The organism is Mesorhizobium sp. WSM4816 (assembly GCF_055811535.1).
Window position 1 is genome coordinate 1 of sequence record NZ_JBVVQR010000018.1, and the last position, 19,849, is coordinate 19,849.

The 19,849-nt window shown below is 62.8% G+C and carries 16 protein-coding genes; 12 read left to right on the forward strand and 4 right to left on the reverse strand.

The features are described from left to right. Window positions 1–89: 89 nt before the first annotated feature. Window positions 90–1,928: an ATP-binding protein gene (locus AC0L3H_RS19285; protein ID WP_473586606.1), complete on the reverse strand. Its 1,839-nt coding sequence runs from the start codon at window positions 1,926–1,928 to the stop codon at window positions 90–92. A 160-nt stretch (window positions 1,929–2,088) separates the two neighbouring features. After that, window positions 2,089–3,891 carry an NAD(P)-binding domain-containing protein gene (locus AC0L3H_RS19290; protein ID WP_473586529.1) on the reverse strand — a complete coding sequence of 601 codons (1,803 nt, stop codon included), beginning with the start codon at window positions 3,889–3,891 and terminating at the stop codon, window positions 2,089–2,091. A 469-nt stretch (window positions 3,892–4,360) separates the two neighbouring features. On the opposite strand from AC0L3H_RS19290, the gene AC0L3H_RS19295 reads away from it, so the two are divergent. The 9 genes from AC0L3H_RS19295 (at window position 4,361) to AC0L3H_RS19335 (ending at window position 15,024) form a co-directional block, all read left to right on the forward strand. Continuing rightward, window positions 4,361–6,142: an acetolactate synthase 3 large subunit gene (locus tag AC0L3H_RS19295; RefSeq protein ID WP_473586530.1), complete on the forward strand. Its 1,782-nt coding sequence runs from the start codon at window positions 4,361–4,363 to the stop codon at window positions 6,140–6,142. 89 nt (window positions 6,143–6,231) lie between these two features. Then, the gene (gene ilvN, locus AC0L3H_RS19300; protein ID WP_091594244.1) at window positions 6,232–6,807 is read left to right on the forward strand and encodes an acetolactate synthase small subunit; all 576 of its coding nucleotides are present in this window, start codon (window positions 6,232–6,234) and stop codon (window positions 6,805–6,807) included. 83 nt (window positions 6,808–6,890) lie between these two features. Continuing rightward, window positions 6,891–7,487, forward strand: a complete 597-nt coding sequence (locus AC0L3H_RS19305) for a LysE family translocator (RefSeq protein ID WP_091594246.1) — start codon at window positions 6,891–6,893, stop codon at window positions 7,485–7,487. A gap of 166 nt (window positions 7,488–7,653) precedes the next feature. Beyond that, a complete protein-coding gene (locus AC0L3H_RS19310) occupies window positions 7,654–8,886 on the forward strand; it encodes an efflux RND transporter periplasmic adaptor subunit (RefSeq protein ID WP_473586531.1) in 1,233 nt (410 codons plus the stop codon). Next, window positions 8,883–12,047, forward strand: a complete 3,165-nt coding sequence (locus AC0L3H_RS19315) for an efflux RND transporter permease subunit (protein ID WP_473586532.1) — start codon at window positions 8,883–8,885, stop codon at window positions 12,045–12,047. Before AC0L3H_RS19310 ends, AC0L3H_RS19315 begins: the two co-directional genes overlap by 4 nt. A 65-nt stretch (window positions 12,048–12,112) precedes the next feature. Further along, window positions 12,113–12,718 (forward strand): nitrile hydratase subunit alpha, encoded by a 606-nt coding sequence (nthA, locus tag AC0L3H_RS19320; protein WP_473586533.1) that lies wholly within the window; start codon window positions 12,113–12,115, stop codon window positions 12,716–12,718. Then, window positions 12,715–13,374 carry a nitrile hydratase subunit beta gene (nthB, locus tag AC0L3H_RS19325; protein ID WP_473586534.1) on the forward strand — a complete coding sequence of 220 codons (660 nt, stop codon included), beginning with the start codon at window positions 12,715–12,717 and terminating at the stop codon, window positions 13,372–13,374. Before nthA ends, nthB begins: the two co-directional genes overlap by 4 nt. Next, on the forward strand, window positions 13,361–13,762 hold the full coding sequence (locus tag AC0L3H_RS19330; RefSeq protein ID WP_473586535.1) for a nitrile hydratase accessory protein: 402 nt from the start codon (window positions 13,361–13,363) through the stop codon (window positions 13,760–13,762). The genes nthB and AC0L3H_RS19330 overlap by 14 nt, the downstream gene beginning before the upstream one ends. Before the next feature lie 134 nt (window positions 13,763–13,896). After that, a complete protein-coding gene (locus AC0L3H_RS19335; RefSeq protein WP_473586536.1) occupies window positions 13,897–15,024 on the forward strand; it encodes an ATP-dependent DNA helicase in 1,128 nt (375 codons plus the stop codon). Between the two features lie 58 nt (window positions 15,025–15,082). On the opposite strand, the gene AC0L3H_RS19340 is transcribed toward AC0L3H_RS19335, so the two are convergent. Next, a complete protein-coding gene (locus tag AC0L3H_RS19340; protein ID WP_473516909.1) occupies window positions 15,083–15,487 on the reverse strand; it encodes a SpoIIAA family protein in 405 nt (134 codons plus the stop codon). A gap of 112 nt (window positions 15,488–15,599) precedes the next feature. Between AC0L3H_RS19340 and AC0L3H_RS19345 the strand changes: the two genes are divergently transcribed. Both AC0L3H_RS19345 and AC0L3H_RS19350 read left to right on the forward strand, forming a co-directional pair. Then, complete coding sequence (locus AC0L3H_RS19345; protein WP_473516910.1) at window positions 15,600–16,340, forward strand: pyridoxine 5'-phosphate synthase; 741 nt, start codon at window positions 15,600–15,602, stop codon at window positions 16,338–16,340. A 103-nt stretch (window positions 16,341–16,443) separates the two neighbouring features. Beyond that, window positions 16,444–18,357 carry a potassium transporter Kup gene (locus AC0L3H_RS19350; RefSeq protein WP_473586537.1) on the forward strand — a complete coding sequence of 638 codons (1,914 nt, stop codon included), beginning with the start codon at window positions 16,444–16,446 and terminating at the stop codon, window positions 18,355–18,357. 54 nt (window positions 18,358–18,411) lie between these two features. Here AC0L3H_RS19350 and AC0L3H_RS19355 read toward each other — a convergent pair whose 3' ends face one another. Further along, window positions 18,412–19,302, reverse strand: coding sequence for an SDR family oxidoreductase (locus AC0L3H_RS19355; RefSeq protein WP_473586538.1), 891 nt, complete (start codon window positions 19,300–19,302; stop codon window positions 18,412–18,414). Window positions 19,303–19,438: 136 nt separating this feature from the next. Here AC0L3H_RS19355 and AC0L3H_RS19360 point away from each other — a divergent pair, with 136 nt between their 5' ends. After that, the gene (locus tag AC0L3H_RS19360) at window positions 19,439–19,849 is read left to right on the forward strand and encodes a winged helix-turn-helix transcriptional regulator (RefSeq protein WP_473491198.1); all 411 of its coding nucleotides are present in this window, start codon (window positions 19,439–19,441) and stop codon (window positions 19,847–19,849) included.

The following is a 19,849-nucleotide window of genomic DNA, read 5'->3' on the forward strand; positions in this document are numbered from 1 at the left end:
GCACTGTCACCTCAACCGAATGCACAAACTACTTCATCGAGGCCGGTTATGCGCCAACCTAAATTCATCCCGCTCTAAAGCCGCCCGGCTCAATCGTTCTGCGAGCGCAGGCCGAAGGTTGCGGGTTTCAGGCCATAACGCATGTCGAAATCGTCGTCCGGCTGGGCGCGTGCGACAGTCGGGGAGGGCGGCTTGCGATAGTCGGGATCGCCGGCCTGCCGGCTCGAATCGACGACTTCGGCGAAGGCCATCGCCTGCTGCGGTTTTGGCACGTTGCGAAGCCTTTCGACGATCGCCACCAGATCGACATCATTGCCAAGCTTGGACGGCAAGGCTTCCTCGCGCTTGCCCGTGCCCGGGATCAGGCCCTCGGACAGTTTTTCGAATTTCATTCGCATGGTCGTCGCCACGCCTTCACCAAAGGCGATGGCTTCGCGCTGGCCCATCGAAGACAGGAATGCCAGTGTCGAGGCCGAGGAATCGGCGATCGCCGAGCGGATGATCGCCTGGTCCTGCTCGTTGGCGAGCCGCATCGCAAAAAAGGTCGAGCACTGCGACAGGATAGTGGGATCGAGTTCGCCCGGGCGCTGGGTGACGATGCCGAGATAACAACCATATTTGCGGCCTTCCTTGGCGATGCGCGACAGCGCGTGCCGGGTCGGCGCGAAACCAAGGCGCGGATCGGCCGGCATGTAGCGGTGCGCTTCCTCGCACAGCAAAAGCAGCCGCAGCCGGCCTTCGCTCCACAGCGCCAGGTCGAAGGCCAGACGCGCCAGCACCGAGCAGACGGAATTGACCACTTCCGAAGGCATGCCTGCCATCTCGAAGCAGGTCACCGGGCGGCCGTGATGCGGTACGCGGAAGATGTTGCCGATCGTCTCGTGGATGGTATCCTCGATCAGCCGCGAGTTGAACATGAAGCGGTAGCGCGGATCGGAGGCTGCCGATTCGATGCGCGTCTTCAGCGATTTGAGGGTGGGGCGGTCGTTCTTGCTTTCCAGCAGTCCCATGCGCTCGTCGATCTGCTTGATGAGATCGACAATGCGATAGGGCACCGGCGTGTCCGCGGTCAGCGCATCGCTGCCGCGCCTGAGATACGTGCCCGAATTCGGGTTGCGATAAAGGTTTTTGGCCGCGGGAATAAGATCGCGCAAGGCGTCCACCTCTTCCGGCACGATCTCTCGACCGCGAAACAGCACTTCGGCAAACTCCTCGAGCTTGAACATCCAGAAGGGCAGGTCCAGCGTCGCCGAATCGACCCTGACGCAGTGCTCTGGCAAGGACGCGGCGAACTCGTTGTGCGGATCGAGGATGAGAACGCGCAGGTCGGGTCGAGCGGCGATCGACTTGCGCAAAAGCAGCGAGACGGCGGTGGATTTGCCGACGCCGGTGGTACCGACAATGGCGAAATGGCGCGCCAGAGTGTCGTCGATAGCGATGTTGGCGTCGATCGCCTCATCCTGTGACAGCGTGCCGATGGTGATCGAGTGACGCCCGGCGAGGTCATAGACCGCCTGCAGGTCGCGGCTGCGGATGCGGTGGGCGATGGCGCCGATATGCGGATAGGTGGTGATGCCGCGGTCGAAAACCGGTTTGGCGCCGGGCTCGGCGCCGTCGCGCACCTCGCCGATGAGCTCGATACTGACCTCGATCGGGTTCTGGCCCTCATCGTGCCAGGCGCGATCCGACTTGGCGACCGCGTAGACCAGCCCGACGGTCCGCGTGTTGCCAAGGTTGATGGAGATCATCTTGCCGACGCTCCAATGGCCGGTGACCGTGCCTACGATATCGGCGGCATGGGCGCTGATGGTGGCGCGCGCGCCGTCGCACTGGACGACATTGCCCAGAACGCGCTTGTCGCTCTGCTCCGCCTTGCGGCGCTCCTGCAAAGTCGGCTCTCCAACGGAGGCGTCGCGGTCGACGAACATGGACAGGCTGTTCCCCATTTCCCATTTCCATTTTCCCCAAGGCGATCGACCTTACGCCGACGCGGTTAAGGGGGGGTGAGGTCGGATGGTGTAGGGACGATTAAGCCGGTCGCGAAAATTGAACCGACCGGCGGCGAGTCCCGGCGACAGCCTTGAACTTCTATCCCGCGTGATGGACCTGCTGCAGGCCGTAGACCGGCGTCGCGATGCCCTCGTGCCGTGCTTTCAACTGCAGCGACAGGAACTGCGAGTAGTGGCGTGACTGGTGCAGATTGCCGCCGTGGAACCACAGCGCTTCCTGTCGCGTCGGCTTCCACATGTTGCGCTGCTCGCCCTCCCAGGGACCGGGATCCTTGGTGGTGTTCGAGCCGAGCCCCCAGCATTTCCCGACTTTGTCGGCGACCTCTTTCGAGATCAGCTCCGCCGCCCAGCCGTTCATCGAACCGTAGCCGGTGGCATAGACGACGACATCGGCCGGCAGCTCGGTGCCGTCGCTGAGCAGGACCGAATGTTGCTTGATCTCGGTCACGTCGACGCCGCTCTTCAGCTTGATGGCGCCGTCGATGATCAGCTGGGAGGCGCCGATATCAATATAGTAGCCGGAACCGCGCCTGAGATATTTCATGAACAGGCCCGAACCGTCGTCGCCCCAGTCGAGCATGAAGCCAGCTCTTTCCAGGCCCTCGTAGAAGGCGGCATCACGCTCCTTCATCTTCTCGTAGAGCGGGATCTGGAATTCGTGCAGGATCTTGTAGGGCAGCGAGGCGAAGATGAGATCGGCCTTGGCCGTGGTCATGCCGTTTTGCACGGCCTGCTCCGAATAAAGGGCTCCGAGCCCGATATCCATCAGCGTGTCGGATCTGACGATGTGCGTGGTCGATCGCTGCACCATGGTGACGTCGACGCCGGCTTCCCAGAGTGCGGCGCAGATATCATGCGCGGAATTGTTCGACCCGATGACGACGACTTTCTTGCCAAAGCAGCTGTCTGGACCGGGATGTTTCGAGGAATGGTGCTGATCGCCCTTGAAATTCTCCATGCCTTTGAACTGCGGGATGTTGGGCCGGCCCGACATGCCGGTGGCCAGCACAAGCTGCTTCGGCTTCAGCGTGATGTCCTTGCCGTCGCGATGGACGACGACCGTCCATTCCTTCTTCTGATCGTCATAGGTGGCGCTCTTGGCCGGCGTGGAGGACCAATAGTTCAGTTCCATGACCTTGGTGTACATTTCCAGCCAGTCGCCGATCTTGTCCTTGGGCGAGAAGACCGGCCAGTTCCGAGGAAAGTCGATATAGGGCAGATGGTCGTACCAGACCGGATCGTGCAGGCAGAGCGACTTGTAACGCTTGCGCCATGAATCGCCGGCACGCTCGTTCTTCTCGACGATGATGGTAGGCACGCCGAGCTGCCTCAACCGGGCACCGAGCGCGATGCCGCCCTGGCCGCCGCCGATGATCAGCGTGTTGGGTTGATTGACAAAACCGAGTTCAGTCGCCTCCTTTTCGCGCTCCTCCTTCCAGGTCGGCCGGTTTTTGCCGTGACCGTGCTTGGCACCCATCGGCCGGGCGAAGCCGGCGGGTTCCTCATGGCCCTTCAGCTCGACCATGGTGGTGAGCAGTGTCCAGATCTTGCCGTTCTTCAGCCGGATATGGCCGAAGCCGCGCGCAACCTCCGTTTCGAAACTGATCCAGCCTTCGAGCAGCCCGTCGCTCTCCGTGGCGTCTTCGCCTTTCGCAAGCGCCCAGTTCGATGGCTTTATCGTCGCCAACTGGCTCATCAGCATATCGCGCACCTGGTCGCGACCTTCCATGGTCTTGATGTTCCAGGTGAAGGTCACCAGGTCGCGCCAGTAGCAGTCTTCCTGAAAGCACCCGACCGCTCCGTCGATGTCGCCGACGGCGAGCGCTGCGCTGAATTGGTCGAGCAGGTCGGATAGTTTCTTGGCTGGGGCCTTGTCGAGCATCGAATTTCCTCCCGTGAAGTGCTGGTCGTCATCGCGGCGTGCCGGACCCTCCCAGGCCGGTCGACCGGAGTATCGCGGCAAACTGCGTGCCGCGTCACGTCGTCAAATAGTTTGGCGCGGTTTCAATGGCTTATAGCGAAGATTGCGGGCACTGGCCCTGCTGGCGGTCGTACCGGAACGGTGGTTCGAGGCGATGGGCGCAACCGGGCCCGCCGGATACGGTCAACTCGAACCGCCCGGCATTGTGCATATTCGCCGTTGACAGCGGCGCAAAACCAATTCTATTGTCCGCCACCATGAAAACGGCACTCATTCTCGTAGTAGGAAAGCGTATGGGCAAGGCGGTGTAACCGCCGGGCGAACCCCCCCCATGCGCAGACACAGGCTCCCTCGGGGGCCTTTTTTATTGCCTGAAACACGACTAAACGACCAGCAATCGCCCGATGGCGGACAATACGGGACCAGACCGATGAGCAGTGGACAGAACGAGCGGCGCGAAATGACCGGTGCCGAAATGGTGGTGCAGGCGCTGAAGGACAATGGCGTCAAGCATGTTTTCGGCTATCCGGGCGGCGCGGTTCTCCCGATCTATGATGAAATCTTCCAGCAGGACGAGGTCGAGCACATCCTCGTCCGTCACGAGCAGGGCGCCGGTCATGCGGCGGAAGGCTATGCGCGCTCGACCGGCAAGGCCGGCGTCATGCTGGTGACATCGGGGCCGGGCGCCACCAACGCGGTCACGCCGCTGCAGGATGCGCTGATGGATTCGATCCCGCTGGTCTGCCTGACCGGGCAAGTGCCGACCTCGCTGATCGGCTCGGATGCGTTCCAGGAGTGCGATACGATCGGCATCACGCGGCCCTGCACCAAGCACAATTGGCTGGTGAAGGACGTCAACGATCTCGCGGCGATCATCCATGAGGCCTTTCACGTAGCGACGACAGGACGCCCCGGTCCGGTCGTCGTCGATATCCCGAAGGACGTGCAGTTCGCCAAGGGCATCTATGTGCCGCCGCAGACGGCGCCGCGCACCAGCTATCAGCCCAAGGTCCAGGGCGACCTGGACAAGATCAAGGCGGCGGTCGAGCTGATGGCCAACGCGAAAAGGCCGATCCTCTATACCGGCGGCGGTGTCATCAATTCCGGCCCGGAAGCCAGCCATTTGCTGCGCGAACTGGTCGACCTGACCGGGTTCCCGATCACCTCGACGCTGATGGGCCTTGGCGCCTATCCGGCTTCGGGCAAGAACTGGATGGGCATGCTCGGCATGCACGGCACCTATGAAGCCAACATGGCGATGCATGATTGCGACGTCATGGTCTGCATCGGCGCGCGCTTCGACGACCGCATCACCGGCCGGCTCACCGCGTTCTCGCCGAATTCGAAAAAGATTCATATCGACATCGATCCGTCGTCGATCAACAAGAACGTCCACACCGATGTGCCTGTTATCGGCGATGTCGGCCGGGTTCTGGAGGATCTGGTGCGGCTGTGGCGGGCGACCGCCAGGGCCGACAAGAAGGCGCTGCACCCGTGGTGGGAGCAGATCGCGAAATGGCGGGCGCGGGATTCGCTTGCCTACAAGATGAACCACGACGTCATCATGCCGCAATATGCCGTCCAACGGCTCTATGCGCTGACCAAGGACATGGACACCTACATCACCACCGAGGTCGGCCAGCACCAGATGTGGGCGGCGCAGCACTATCATTTCGAGAAGCCGAACCGCTGGATGACCTCCGGCGGGCTCGGCACGATGGGCTACGGCCTGCCGGCGGCGCTCGGCGTGCAGATTGCGCACCCGGATGCGCTGGTCATCGACATTGCCGGCGACGCCTCGGTGCAGATGACGATGCAGGAGATGAGTGCCGCGGTGCAGCACGAGGCGCCGATCAAGATATTCATCCTCAACAATCAGTACATGGGCATGGTGCGGCAGTGGCAGCAGCTTCTGCACGGCAACCGGCTGTCGCATTCCTACACCGAGGCGATGCCGGATTTCGTCAAGCTCGCCGAAGCCTATGGCGGCCATGGCATCCGCTGCGAGAAGCCGGACGAGCTGGACGACGCCATCAAGGAGATGATCTCGGTGAAGAAGCCGGTGATCTTCGACTGCCGGGTCGCCACGCTTGCCAACTGCTTCCCGATGATCCCGTCGGGCAAGGCGCATAACGAGATGCTGCTGCCGGACGAGGCGACCGACGAGGCGGTGGCCAACGCCATCGACGCCAAGGGCAGGGAACTGGTGTAACCCCTAACGCCCGAGCCGAGGCAGGGCTGTCGGAAGAAGCCGTGCGGAAACAGAAAAACAGCTCAAAGTTTGAAAACGAGATTCATGTCATGAACGCACAGCACCTTCAACCCACGGGTTCCGCCTACTTCATCGCCAAGGAGACGGAAAGACCGGAAATCCACACGCTTTCCGTGCTGGTCGACAATGAGCCGGGCGTGCTTGCCCGGGTCATCGGCCTGTTTTCCGGCCGCGGCTACAATATCGAGAGCCTGACCGTGTCCGAAACCGAGCACGAGAAGCATCTGTCGCGCATCACCATCGTGACGCGCGGCACGCCGCATGTGCTGGAGCAGATCAAGCACCAGCTCGAGCGCATCGTGCCGGTGCACCGTGTCGTCGACCTCACCGTGCGCTCGCATGAACTCGGCCAGGAACGGCCGCTGGAGCGGGAACTCGCGCTGGTGAAAGTGGCCGGCACCGGCGAGGGCCGCGTCGAGGCGCTGAGGCTGGCCGATGCCTTCCGCGCCAGCGTCATCGACGCCAACACCGAGCATTTCATTTTCGAGATCACCGGCAAGGGCTCCAAGATCGACCAGTTCATCGCCATCATGAAGCCGCTCGGCCTCGTCGAGATCTGCCGTACCGGCGTGGCGGCGATGAATCGCGGCCCGCAAGGGATGTAGGCAGCGTCAAACGTGTCGCGTTGCTGGCGATCCTGATCGTCAGCCTCATGCCGGAACGTGTTGAGTCGACTGGAAGGAAGCCAATGTCTTTCGATGCATTCCTTGCCCTGCTGGTCTATGCCTTCGTGACTTCGATCACGCCGGGTCCGAACAACTTCATGCTTCTGGCTTCCGGCGTGAATTTCGGTTTTGCCAAAACCATTCCGCACATGCTGGGCATCAGCATCGGCTTCCTCGTGCTGTTGCTTGCCGTCGGCTTCGGTCTTGGCGCGGTTCTGATTGCGTTTCCGGTTCTCGACACTGCATTGAAGATCGCTGGCGGCGTCTATCTGCTCTATCTCGCCTGGAAGATCGCCATGTCGCGTTCGCTCAGCAGCAAGGGCGAGGCCAAGGCGCGACCGATGCGCTTCATCGATGCGGCAGCGTTCCAGTGGGTCAACCCCAAGGCGTGGGTGATGGCGATCACCGCCATGGCCGTCTATGCCGTTCCGGAGCATCCATTTCTGTCGGTGGCGCTGGTTTCGATAGCCTTCACCGTCGTCAACCTGCCGAGCGTTTCGGTGTGGGCAGGTTTCGGCACGGCGCTGCGCGGTTTTCTGTCGGACCCGGTGCGGCTGAAATGGTTCAACATCGCCATGGGCGTGCTGCTGGCAGCGACACTGTGGCCGATGCTGCGGTAGCTGCCGTTTCATTGTGCACTGCACATTAAATCTTCGTAATCCCGGGTTTTGGCCCTTTTTTGCCCTCGGCGCCCTCTATCTATTGGTGAAACCGCGGCACGAGGCTGCGAGTTATACCCAGACATGACCACCGAACCACGGCGTGTCGGATGGAAGGTCTTTGACGATGCGGGGAAAGATCGTGCTTGCGATGCTTGCGGTCGCCTGCCTTGTCACGGCTGGGCTCTATCTTTCGCCCGCGGCAACGGACAAGGTCCGGCAGATACTGTCAGCGGGTCAGGCGGCGCCTGACAAACCGGCGGCCGCCGCGAATGCCGCACGTGCGACCGCGGTGGTTGCCGCCACCGCTTCGACGGCCGACTTCCCGATCCGGCGCTACGCCATCGGCTTTGTATCCTCGCCCGCCGTGGTCAGCGTGAATGCACGGATCTCGAGCCAGATCACATCGATCGCCGTCAAGGACGGGCAGATGGTGAAGGCCGGCGACCTTCTGTTCTCGCTGGACGACCGCGCGCTGAAGGCGCAACTGGCCCGTGACCAGGCGACGCTCGCCAAGGACCAGGCGCTGCTTGCCAGTGCGACGGCCGATCTTGAGCGTGCCAAGGCTCTTGTCGCCAGGCAGGCCGGCACGCAGCAGACCTATGACCAGGCGATCGCCGCGCAGAAGTCCGCTGCGGCCACGGTCGATGCCGACAGAGCAACGATCGAAGCGGACGAGATCCAGCTCGGCTTTGCCACGATCACGGCGCCGATTTCCGGCAGGCTGGGTGCGGTCAGCGTCGCGATCGGCGATCTCGTCACCACCAACAGCGGCAGCAGCACGTCGGCCCCGCTGGTGACCATCACCCAGATGGACCCGTTGCGGGTGGACTTCAATCTTCCGGAAAGCGATCTTGCCCTTTTGCACAAAGCGCTGGCGGCGCCAAGGCAAGCCGCAGTCACGCTGACTAGGGACGGCGACCCGACCCCGATCGGCAAGGGGACCCTCGATTTCGTCGATTCCAGCGTCGACACCGCCTCCGGCACGATTGCGACGCGGGCCAGCGTGCCAAACCCCGATCTTTCGCTGTGGCCGGGCCAATATGTCAATGTCGTGCTCGACGCCGGCATCATGCCGCAAATGACGTCGGTTCCCACGGCAGCGGTGCAGCCTAGCCAGAAGGGGCCGTTCGTCTATGTGATCAAGCCCGACAACACGGTGGAGGTGCGGCCCGTCCAGGTCGCACTGACCGAAGGCGATAACAGCGCCATCGGCGAGGGGCTGAAAAGCGGCGAAAATGTCGTCGTCGAAGGCCAGGCAAGGCTGAAGGACGGCGCGCCGGTCCGCGTAGGCGAGGCCGGAGATCAGGCGTCTCCCAAGGTTGCCGAGGCTGGCGAGGCGGATGGGACGCGGCCATGATCTCCGAATTCTGCATCCGCAGGCCTGTCGCCACCCTGCTCATGTCGTTTGCGCTCGTGCTGGGCGGGCTGTTCGCTTACAAGTTCCTGCCGGTGGCCGCTCTGCCGAGCGCCGAGTTTCCGGTGGTCAACGTCTCGGCCTCGCTGCCCGGCGCCTCGCCGGAAACCATGGCGACCTCGGTGGCAACGCCGCTGATCAAGCAGTTCACCACCATCGCCGGCATCGATTCGATCTCGACCACCAACTCGCTCGGCTCGACCTCGATCGCCATCCAGTTCGTGCTTAACCGCGATATCGATGCGGCCGCCGCCGACGTGCAGGCGGCGATCGCGCGAACGCAGCGGCAATTGCCGCCCGAGATGACCAGCCCGCCGAGCTACCGCAAGGTCAATCCGGCCGATGCGCCGATCCTGCTGATGTCGCTGGTCAGCGACACGGTTCCGCTAACCGATCTCGATGCTTTTGCCGAGAATGTGATCTCGCCGTCGCTGTCGACGATCGAAGGCGTGGCGCAGGTCTCGATCTTCGGCCAGCAGAAATACGCGGTGCGCGTCCAGATCGATCCGACGGCGCTCGCCGCACGCGGTATTTCGATCGACCAGCTGCAGACGGCGATCGCCTCGGCCAACAGCAACACGCCGCTCGGCGTGCTGCAGAACGACAAGCAGCAGCTGACGATCACCGCCAATACGCAGCTGAACAACGCGGTGGGATTTTCCAACATCATCATAGCCACCAGGAACGGCCGTCCGGTGCGGCTCGGCGAGGTGACCCGCGTCATCGATTCCGTCGAGACCACGACGACGGCAAGCTGGTACGACGGCACCCGCGCGATCATCATGGCGGTGCAGCGCCAGCCCGATGCCAACACCGTCGACGTCGTCGACCGGGTCAAGGCGATGCTGCCGTCCTTCCAGGATCAGATGCCGGCGGCGGCCAGCATCCGGTTGCTCAACGACCGCTCGACGTCGATCCGCGAGGCGGTCGACGACGTGCAGTTCACGCTGCTGCTGACCATCGCGCTGGTGGTGATGGTGATCTTCCTGTTCCTGCGCCGGGTAACGGCGACGATCATCCCGGCGGTGGCGGTGCCGATCTCGCTGATCGCCACGCTCGGCGCCATGTTCCTGTTCGGCTTTTCCATCGACAACATCTCGCTGATGGGGCTGACGCTGGCGGTCGGCCTTGTCGTCGACGACGCGATCGTCATGCTGGAGAACATTTTTCGCCACATGGAGGAGGAGGGTCTCTCGGCCTTCGACGCGGCGCTCAAGGGGGCGCGTGAAATCGGCTTCACCATCATCTCGATCTCGATCTCGCTGGTCGCTGTGTTCATCCCCGTGCTTTTGATGGGCGGCGTGATCGGCCGCATCTTCAACGAATTCGCGGTGGTGGTGACGGTCGCCATCCTGGCCTCGATGTTCGTGTCGCTGACGCTGACGCCGATGCTGTGCTCGCGGCTCTTGTCGGTTTCGAGGGCTGAGCGCGAAGCAGCGCAGGGCGAAGGTCACAGGCACAATTTTTTCATGCGGGGTTATGACTGGCTGCTGACAGTTTGCCTGCGGCACAGTTTCCTGGTTCTTCTCGTCTTCGTTGGCACGGCCGCACTGTCGGCCTGGCTGATCCAGACCTCGCCGAAGGGCTTCTTTCCGCAGGAGGATATCGGCCAGATTTCGGTGACGACCACCGCGCGCCAGGACATCTCGTTCGACGCCATGGTGAAGCTGCAGGGGCAAGTGGCTGATGTCTTTACCCATTCACCCTATGTCTCGCATGTCGGGTGGTCGGTGGGCAGCGGCGACAACGCACTCAACCAGGGCCGGCTCTATGTGCAGTTGAAGGACAAGGACCAGCGCCCCGATATCGACAAGGTGCTCTCGGATCTGCGGCGGCAGCTGGCCAATGTCCCCGGCATCGAGACCTTCATGCAGCCGGTGCAGAACCTGCGGCTCGGCGCGCGCGCTTCGGCCAGCGCCTATCAGTTGGTCGTGCAGGGCCTCGACATCGGCGCGGCGGACAGCTGGGCGCAGAGGCTCACCGACGCGATGGCCGCCGACCGTAGCGCCTTCACCGACGTCACCAATGATTTGCAGAACAACGCCCTGCAGGCGTCGCTGGTGGTCGACCGCGACAAGGCGGCGACGCTCGGCGTCGACACCGATACGTTGCGCTCCAGCCTCTATGGCGGTTTCGGCACCGAGCAGGTCTCGACCATCTTCGGTTCGGCCGACAGCTACGAGGTGATCATGGAGCTCGACCCGAGGATCGAGTGGTCGCCGGAAAGGATGCTGGCGATCAAGGTAAGGACGGCCAGCGGCAGCCTGGTGCCGCTCGGCGCCTTTGCCCGCGTCGATCGGACCGCCGGCGCCTTGACCGTCAATCAGCTCGGCCAGCTTCCGGCGGTGACCATTTCCTACAACCTGCCGCAGGGCGTCGCGCTCGGCGACAGCGTTAGCCGCATCGATGCGCTGAAGGAGAAGATCGGCATGCCAGCGACGATCTCGACCACTTTTTCGGGCACGGCGAAAACTTTTCAGGATTCGCTTGCGAACCAGGGCCTGCTGATCGCCGGCGCGATCCTGACCATCTATATCGTCCTCGGCATCCTCTACGAGAGTTTTATCCATCCGCTCACCATCCTGACTGGACTGCCGTCGGCGGTGCTCGGCGCGCTTGTTGCACTGCGGCTTGCGGGGATGGACCTGTCGGTGATCGCGGTCATCGGTATCCTGATGCTGATCGGCATCGTCAAGAAGAACGGCATCATGATGATCGACGTCGCGCTCGAACTCAGGCGCGAGGGGATGTCGCCGCTCGAGTCCATTCACAAGGCCTGCCTGATGCGCTTCCGGCCGATCATGATGACGACGCTGGCGGCACTGATGGGCACGATCCCGATCGCGCTCGGCACCGGCGCCAGCGCCGAACTGCGCCAGCCGCTCGGCGTGGCGGTGGTCGGCGGCCTCGTCGCTTCGCAAGCGCTGACGCTGTTCGTCACGCCGGTCATCTATGTCTACATGGAGCATTTTTCGGGCTGGCTTGTCGGGCTGTGGCCGAAGCGCCGGCACGAGCAGCCACCTGTCGAGGCCGTCGACCAGCCGTCGCTGTTCGAGAACGGAGAAGCGTTGCAGGGCGAGCCGCACAAGGCGGCGGCCGAATAGAAGCCGACGGGCTGGCCCAAGCCGTGGCGCTTGCGGTGGAACGCTTGCAGCCGTAATTTACGGCCATGTCCCACGATCATAATCACGACAACGAGCTTGATCCTTTTGCCGCCCGGGTGCGCGCACTGGAGACGATCCTCACCCAGAAGGGGCTGATCGATCCGGCCGCGATCGACGTGATCGTCGACACCTATGAGACAAAGATCGGTCCGCGCAACGGCGCCAAGGTGGTGGCGAAGGCGTGGGTCGAGCCGGACTTTGCCGTTTTGCTGAAACGCGACGCGACGGCGGCGATCGGCTCGCTCGGCTACACCGGCCGGCAGGGCGAGCACATGCAGGCCGTGTTCAACACGCCGGACACGCACAACCTCGTCGTCTGCACGCTGTGCTCCTGCTACCCGTGGTCGGTGCTCGGCCTGCCGCCGGTCTGGTACAAGGCGCCGCCCTATCGTTCGCGCGCGGTCATCGATCCTCGCGGCGTGCTCGGGGAATTCGGGCTGACCTTGCCGGCAACGACAAAGATCCGGGTGTGGGATTCTACCGCCGAGCTGCGTTACCTGGTCGTGCCGATGCGGCCGAAGGGCACCGACAGCTGGAGCGAGGAGCGGCTGGCGGATCTGGTGACGCGCGACGCGATGATCGGCACCGGACTGCCGCGGGAGCCGGCATGAACGGGCCGCAGGATCTCGGCGGGCAGATGGGGTTCGGGCCGGTCGCACCCGAAAAGGACGAGCCCTGTTTCCATGCCGCCTGGGAAAGGCGGGCGCTTGGCGTGACCTTGTGCGCGGGCGCCATGGGCGCCTGGACCATCGACGAGAGCCGGCATGCGCGGGAATTGCTGCATCCCGCCGACTATTATGGCTCCAGCTACTACGAGATCTGGATCAAGGCGCTCGAAACCTTGCTGAAGCGACATGGTTTTGTCAGCGACCGCGATCTGGCCGCGGGCAAGGCGGTCGACCCTGCCGCGACGCCAAAGCGGGTGCTGAAGGGCGAAAACGTGCCGGCAGTGTTGGCCAAGGGCGGCCCATGCGACCGGCCGATCGCCGCGCCGGCCCGGTTCAAGGCAGGCGATATGGTGCGGACGAAGAATTTCCATCCGACCGGCCACACAAGGCTGCCACGCTACGCACGCGGCAAGCAGGGAACGATCGAGGCGGTGCGCGCTGGTTTTGTCTTCCCTGACACCAATGCACATGGCCAAGGCGAAAACCCGCAATGGGTCTATACGGTGGTTTTTGACGGCGCCGAGATCTGGGGCGAGGGCGCCGACCCGACGCTGACCGTGTCGATCGATGCCTGGGAGAGCTATCTTGAGCCGGCGTGAGGCGAAGTCAGCCACCGCCACGCTGCCGGCGGATGCGCAGGCATTCGCCGAGCCGTGGCAGGCGGAAGCCTTCGCCATGACGGTCGCGCTGCACGACAGCGGCGTGTTCTCCTGGAGCGAATGGGCGGACGCCTTGTCCGCCGAGGTCAAGCAGCCTGGTGCCGCAAGCGATGGCCACGATTATTACGAGCACTGGCTGGCGGCGCTGGAAAATTTGCTGTCGGCAAAAGGGGTTGCCGGCAAGGGCGACGTCGATGCGCTCGCTGCCGCCTGGGAACGCGCCGCGCATGCAACGCCGCACGGCAAGCCGATCCTGCTCGAGAACGATCCCGGACCGGCCGAAGGTCGTGGCGGCCCGACCGAAGGTCGTGGCGGCCCGACCGGCTAGACCGTCTCGAACCGTGCTCGTTCTCTTTACGTTCTGATCTTTGCCTGACAAATTGCGTCATTGCAGGCGGTGCGGCCCGCCGCCGATGATCGTTGCGCCTTGTCTTTCCCTCGCGAATCCGGTCTCTCGCGCTGATGGAATTCTCTCCTCAACAGGACGATGCGCTGAAGGCGGTCGCCACCTGGCTCAAGACCGGAAAGCCGCAGCTGTTCCGGCTGTTCGGCTATGCCGGCACCGGCAAGACGACGTTGGCGCGCTATTTCGCCGAGCATGTCGACGGCCAGGTGCAGTTCGCCGCCTTCACCGGCAAGGCGGCGCAGGTGCTGCGTTCCAAGGGCGCGGTCAATGCCCGCACCATCCATTCGCTGATCTATCGGCCGAAGGGCGAGGAATCGGTGGCGGACGAGGTGACCGGCAAGACGTCGATGTCGCCGACCTTTTCGCTCAACCGGCAAAGCCCGATCTCGCGGGCCAAGCTCGTCGTCATCGACGAATGCTCGATGGTAGACGAGCAGCTTGGCCGCGACCTCTTGAGTTTCGGCACGCCAATCCTGGTTCTCGGCGATCCCGGCCAGTTGCCGCCGATCTCGGGCGGCGGCTTCTTCACCGAGCATGAACCGGATATTCTGCTCACCGAGATCCACCGGCAGGCGCGCGACAACCCAATCATCCGGCTGGCGCTCGACGTGCGCGAGGGCCGCGAATTCATGCGCGGCGACTATGGCGCAGCGCAGGTGATCGGCAAGGAAGACGTCACCCAGGAGCTGGTGCTGAAGGCGGACCAGGTGCTGGTCGGCACCAACAGGACGCGGCGCCGCTACAATCACCGGTTGCGCGAGCTGAAGGGGTTCAATGCCGATTGTCCACAGGCCGGCGATAAGCTCGTCTGCCTGCGCAACGACCCGGCCAAGGGACTGCTCAACGGTTCGCTGTGGAAGGTGATGACCTCGTCGCGCGAGACGGTGAAACCCGGCATCAATCTGCTGGTCTCCCCGGAAGAGGACGATCCGGACCGCGGCGTCGCCAAGATCAAGCTGCTCAAAGCGGCGTTCGAGGACCCGGACGCCGACATTCCCTGGCAGCAGAAAAAACGCTTCGACGATTTCGGCTATGGCTACGCGCTGACCGTGCACAAGGCGCAAGGCTCGCAGTGGAACGAGATCGTGCTGTTCGACGAAAGCTGGGCGTTCAAGGAAACCCGCCAGCGCTGGCTCTACACGGCAATCACGCGCGCGGCGGAACGGCTGACGATCGTCAGATAGGCCGGTCGAACTGCTCCCATTGACCAGGAATCCGGGACTGGCACGGGGTCGACCTGCGTCAGCGTGGGGCCAGCGGTGTGGCGCCGAGCCATTCCCAGGCGGATGCTTCGTCCTCTGCCTCGAAATGCCTGAGCTCGACGGATGAGGAAGCAGGCAGCAAGCTCTGCGCGCTGGGTACCCAGTTCGGCTCGCCGACCGCAGCGCAGCGGCCGACATGTTCCACGGCATGGGCCGTGCCCTGTTCAAGCGTTTCGTCCGACACATCGGCCCAATCGACGCCTTCATGATCGATCAGGCGCACCAGCACATCGATTTTCGGGTGCAGCGCGTAGGCCGCCTCCAGCAATCCGAACAGGTTTTCCGCATCGGCCGCCGTGACATGGCCGACGACGTCGATGGCGAACAGGTCGTCGCGGTCGGTGTCGATGCGGCGAACCGCCGGCACGTCTTCAAGATAATTCACGGGTCTTCCTCTTGCTGGATGTTATACGTCCCTCTGGAACACCGGAAACCCCCTGTCTGTTCCCGCCAAAGGCGGTATAGATGGCCGCGATTATATCCGGACCCGAAAAGCCATGCCTGCAAAACTCTCCGTCAATCTCAATGCCATCGCCATGCTGCGCAACCGGCGCGACCTGCCGTGGCCAAGCGTCATCGGGCTCGGTCGCCTGGCGCTGGCCGCGGGCGCGCATGGCCTGACCGTGCATCCGCGGCCCGACGAGCGGCACACCAGGCATTCCGACCTGCCGGAGATCAGGGCGCTGATCGACGACGAATTCCCCAAGGCGGAGTTCAACATCGAGGGCTATCCGAGCGAGGATTTCCTGGCGCTCGTGGAAAAGCACCAGCCGGAGCAGGTGACGCTGGTGCCCGACGACCCTGCCCAGGCCACCTCCGACCATGGCTGGAACTTTGCCGCCGAGGCGGCGTTCCTGACACCGATCGTTAAACGGCTGAAAAAGGGGGGCTTTCGCGTGTCGTTGTTTTCCGACCCGGATCCGTCGGGCATGAATGCCGCGCGCGACACCGGCGCCGACCGGATCGAGCTCTACACGGGGCCGTATGGCAGCTTTCATTCCGATTCGGCAAAAGCGGCGAATGAGCTGGAAAGATTGGGAAAAACCGCGGATGCAGCGCTTGCCGCCGGACTTCAGGTCAATGCCGGCCACGATCTGGTGGTGAACAACCTGCCGGCATTGGCAAAACGCATCCCGGCATTGGCTGAAGTGTCGATCGGACATGGGTTGACAGCCGATGCGTTGGAGTATGGCATGGCCAATACGGTCAAAAGATTTCTGAAGGCCTGTGGGTGGTAGAGATGGAAGCGTCGCTTTGCGGACATGGCAGCCATCACGTTGGGGCACTTGATATTGCATCGCAGCAAGCGTAGAGCACCGCGCGCTTATCGGAGTGTCGTCCATGGCCCTTACCAACAGTGGTAGTGAGGCAGAACCAGTCGAACAGTCCAGCCATCCTGAGGTCGAAAAGCACAGCACCAAGGTCTTGATGCTGGGCGCCCTCGGCGTGGTCTATGGCGATATCGGCACCAGCCCTATCTATGCGCTTCGCGAAGCATTGCATGCGTCGTCCGGCACCGAACCGCGCAGTGCCGTCCTGGGCATTCTGTCGCTGATCGTCTGGGCACTGACGATTATCGTGACCATAAAGTATGTCGCCTTCGTGCTTCGGGCGGATAACAAGGGTGAAGGCGGTACCCTGTCGCTTATGGCGCTGGCCCGGAAAGCCTATCCGGCTGGTTCCGGCATCATTCTTGTCATCGGTCTGTGCGGAGCCGCACTGTTTTTCGGCGACGCGATCATAACGCCGGCCATTTCGGTGCTTTCAGCGGTGGAAGGGCTGAGCGTCGTGACCCCGGCGTTCGACCCATATGTCGTTCCCATTACACTGGTGATTCTTGCCGTCTTGTTCGCCGTGCAGCGCTTCGGGACCGGCAGAGTGGCCTCGGTTTTCGGGCCGGTGACGGCGCTCTGGTTTCTGGCGATCGGCATTGCCGGATTGGTGCATATCCTCGACGATGCCTCCGTCCTCCTGGCAATCAATCCCTACTATGCAGTCGCCTATCTTGCCGAAGCCAAAGCGGGTGCGTTTCTCACCGTCGGTGCGGTTTTTCTGGCGGTTACCGGTGCCGAAGCGCTTTACGTCGATCTCGGACACTTCGGTCGCCGTCCAATCGTGCTGGCCTGGTTCTGGATCGTCTTTCCCTGCCTGCTGCTCAGCTATTTTGGGCAAGGCGCATTCGTTCTCGCTCATGGGGGCGTGCCCGACAATCCGTTCTTCCAGATGCTGCCGGAGTGGGCACTGATACCGATGGTCGGGCTCGCAACAGCAGCGACTGTCATCGCCAGTCAAGCCGTTATCTCCGGGGCGTTTTCGCTGACCCGGCAAGCGGTGCAGCTCAATCTTCTGCCCAGGATCGAGGTTCAGCATACTTCCGAGATGCAGCTTGGCCAGATTTACATGCCGCGCGTGAACCTTATTCTCGCGCTCGGCGTGATGCTGCTGGTCGTCGGCTTTGGCAGTTCGAGTTCGCTGGCTTCCGCCTATGGGATTTCGGTGACAGGCGAGATGCTGATGACGACCATTTTGCTGTTCGTGGTGATGCGGTGGCAATGGAAATGGCAGACCGCGCTCGCTGCGGCGCTGGCGCTGCTGTTTGGCACGATAGACACCGGCTTCTTCCTGGCGAACATCGTCAAATTCGTTGAAGGCGGATGGGTTTCAATCGCCGTGGCCTGCATCATGGGGCTGATCATGGGGACCTGGATACGCGGCAGCCGCTATCTGTTCGACAAGACGCGCAGGAACGAGATTCCGCTCGATTTCCTTGCCGCCAATTTGTTGAAGAAGAAACCGCAGCTGGTGTCCGGCACGGCGGTGTTCCTGACCAGCGATCCGGTCAGCGCGCCGACCGCGCTGATGCACAGCCTGAAGCACTACAAGGTGCTGCACGAACAGAACGTCATCCTCTCGGTGGTGACGGCGCAGCAGCCTGTCGTGCCCGACAGCGACCGGGTCAAGATGGAAACCATCAACGATCTGTTCATGCGGGTGACACTGACCTTCGGCTACATGGAACAGCCCAACATCCCGCGTGCGCTGGCGATCTGCCGCAAGCAGGGCTGGAAGTTCGACATCATGACGACATCCTTCTTCCTGTCGCGGCGCTCGCTCAAGGCGTCACCCAACTCCGGCATGCCGGTGTGGCAGGACAAGCTGTTCATCGGCTTGGCGCGCACGGCAGCCGATGCGACCGAGTATTTCCAGATCCCGACTGGACGTGTGGTTGAGATCGGAACGCAGGTGGCTATCTAGACCAAAGGCCGTGCCTGTCAAAAGGCACGGCCTTTGTCAGAATCTCTGCGGCCTTCAGCTGGCCAGCGCTGCCTTGTTCGCTTCAAGAAACTGCTTCAGCGATTGCGGCTTCCTGCCCGACAGTGTCTCGATCGCGTCGGTCACCATGCCGATGCGGCCGGAGCGCGTGTTGGTGTCGAAGGACGTGACGATTGGGGCAAAGCCCTCGGGAACGCCGGCAGCCTTCAGGCCCTTGGTCAACGCCTCGTCCGAAAGCTGGATGACCTCGATCGGCTTGCCGGTGACGTCGGTCACCAGGGCCGCGATCTCGGCGACGGTATGGGCCTGCGGACCGGTCAGCGTGTATGTCGTGCTTTCGCTGGCGCCCGAGGCAAGGCCGGCAGCGATCGCCGCGGCCATGTCGTCGCGGGCGCCATGGGCGATGCGGCCGTCGGCCGCGGATGTATACCAGTGTCCCGAGGCAATGGCGTGCGGCAGCGACATGAACAGGTTCTCCTGATACCAGCCGTTGCGGAAAATCGTGTAGGGGATGCCGCTCGCCTTGATCGCCTGCTCGGTCCCGTAGTGATCGCCCGCAAACAGCACCGGCGATCCCGGCTCAGGATTGGGCATCGAGGTGTAGAGCAGATGCGAAACGCCGGCCTGCCTCGCGGCTGCGACGGCATTCTCATGCTGCTTGAGCCGCTTGCCCCGAAGATCGAGCTCGCCGGTCGAGATGATCAGGACCCGGCCGGCGCCCTTGAATGCTTCGACAAGCGACGCGGTGTCATCGAAATCGGCTTGCCTGATGATGACGCCGCGCGCTGCCATCTCGGCGAGGTTTTCCGGATTGCGGGTGGCGGCGATGATCCGTGCGGGCGGAACCTTGAGGGTGTCCAGCAGATGATCGACGACGCCGCGGCCAAGCTGGCCGGAGGCGCCGGTGACGAGAAGGGTATCGGTCATGGGAAGTCCTGTCGTTGCGCCGGAGCGGCGGGTGCTTGTATAAGTCTCAAAAAGAGACCAGCACTAAAATAGGAATTGACCGACCCTCGTAAAGAAGGCAGTTTTGCGGGAGGTAGGCAGGCGCAGGGAACCAGCGATGGACAGCAAAGTCATCAGTCTGAAGTCGAAGCTTGAGATTTACAAAGCGTGCAGCGGCGGGGGCAACATTGCCGACTGTCCGGTGCGCGACGTGATCCAGGGCATCAGCAACAAATGGAGTTCGCTGCTGATGATGGCGCTGGCCGAAAAGCCGTACCGGTTCGGCGAATTGCGGCGGCTGGTGCCCGACATTTCCCAGCGCATGCTCACCCAGACGCTGCACGATTTGCAGCGCGACGGTTATGTCCATCGCGAGGTCTTCCCGACCAAGCCGCCGAGCGTCGAATACAGTCTGACCGATCTCGGACGCTCGATGTTCGGGCCCCTGCATCAGCTGCTCCAATGGGCCGAGCTCAATCATGGCGCGGTGCGCGCTGCGCGGAACGCTTTCGACGCCGCCGAGACCTGA

Coding starts and splice junctions, on each gene's coding strand:
- AC0L3H_RS19285 (WP_473586606.1), bottom strand. CDS start 1,928: ATGTTCGTCGACCGCGACGCCTCCGTTGGAGAGCCGACTTTGCAGGAG.
- AC0L3H_RS19290 (WP_473586529.1), bottom strand. CDS start 3,891: ATGCTCGACAAGGCCCCAGCCAAGAAACTATCCGACCTGCTCGACCAA.
- AC0L3H_RS19295 (WP_473586530.1), top strand. CDS start 4,361: ATGAGCAGTGGACAGAACGAGCGGCGCGAAATGACCGGTGCCGAAATG.
- ilvN (WP_091594244.1), top strand. CDS start 6,232: ATGAACGCACAGCACCTTCAACCCACGGGTTCCGCCTACTTCATCGCC.
- AC0L3H_RS19305 (WP_091594246.1), top strand. CDS start 6,891: ATGTCTTTCGATGCATTCCTTGCCCTGCTGGTCTATGCCTTCGTGACT.
- AC0L3H_RS19310 (WP_473586531.1), top strand. CDS start 7,654: ATGCGGGGAAAGATCGTGCTTGCGATGCTTGCGGTCGCCTGCCTTGTC.
- AC0L3H_RS19315 (WP_473586532.1), top strand. CDS start 8,883: ATGATCTCCGAATTCTGCATCCGCAGGCCTGTCGCCACCCTGCTCATG.
- nthA (WP_473586533.1), top strand. CDS start 12,113: ATGTCCCACGATCATAATCACGACAACGAGCTTGATCCTTTTGCCGCC.
- nthB (WP_473586534.1), top strand. CDS start 12,715: ATGAACGGGCCGCAGGATCTCGGCGGGCAGATGGGGTTCGGGCCGGTC.
- AC0L3H_RS19335 (WP_473586536.1), top strand. CDS start 13,897: ATGGAATTCTCTCCTCAACAGGACGATGCGCTGAAGGCGGTCGCCACC.
- AC0L3H_RS19345 (WP_473516910.1), top strand. CDS start 15,600: ATGCCTGCAAAACTCTCCGTCAATCTCAATGCCATCGCCATGCTGCGC.
- AC0L3H_RS19350 (WP_473586537.1), top strand. CDS start 16,444: ATGGCCCTTACCAACAGTGGTAGTGAGGCAGAACCAGTCGAACAGTCC.
- AC0L3H_RS19355 (WP_473586538.1), bottom strand. CDS start 19,302: ATGACCGATACCCTTCTCGTCACCGGCGCCTCCGGCCAGCTTGGCCGC.
- AC0L3H_RS19360 (WP_473491198.1), top strand. CDS start 19,439: ATGGACAGCAAAGTCATCAGTCTGAAGTCGAAGCTTGAGATTTACAAA.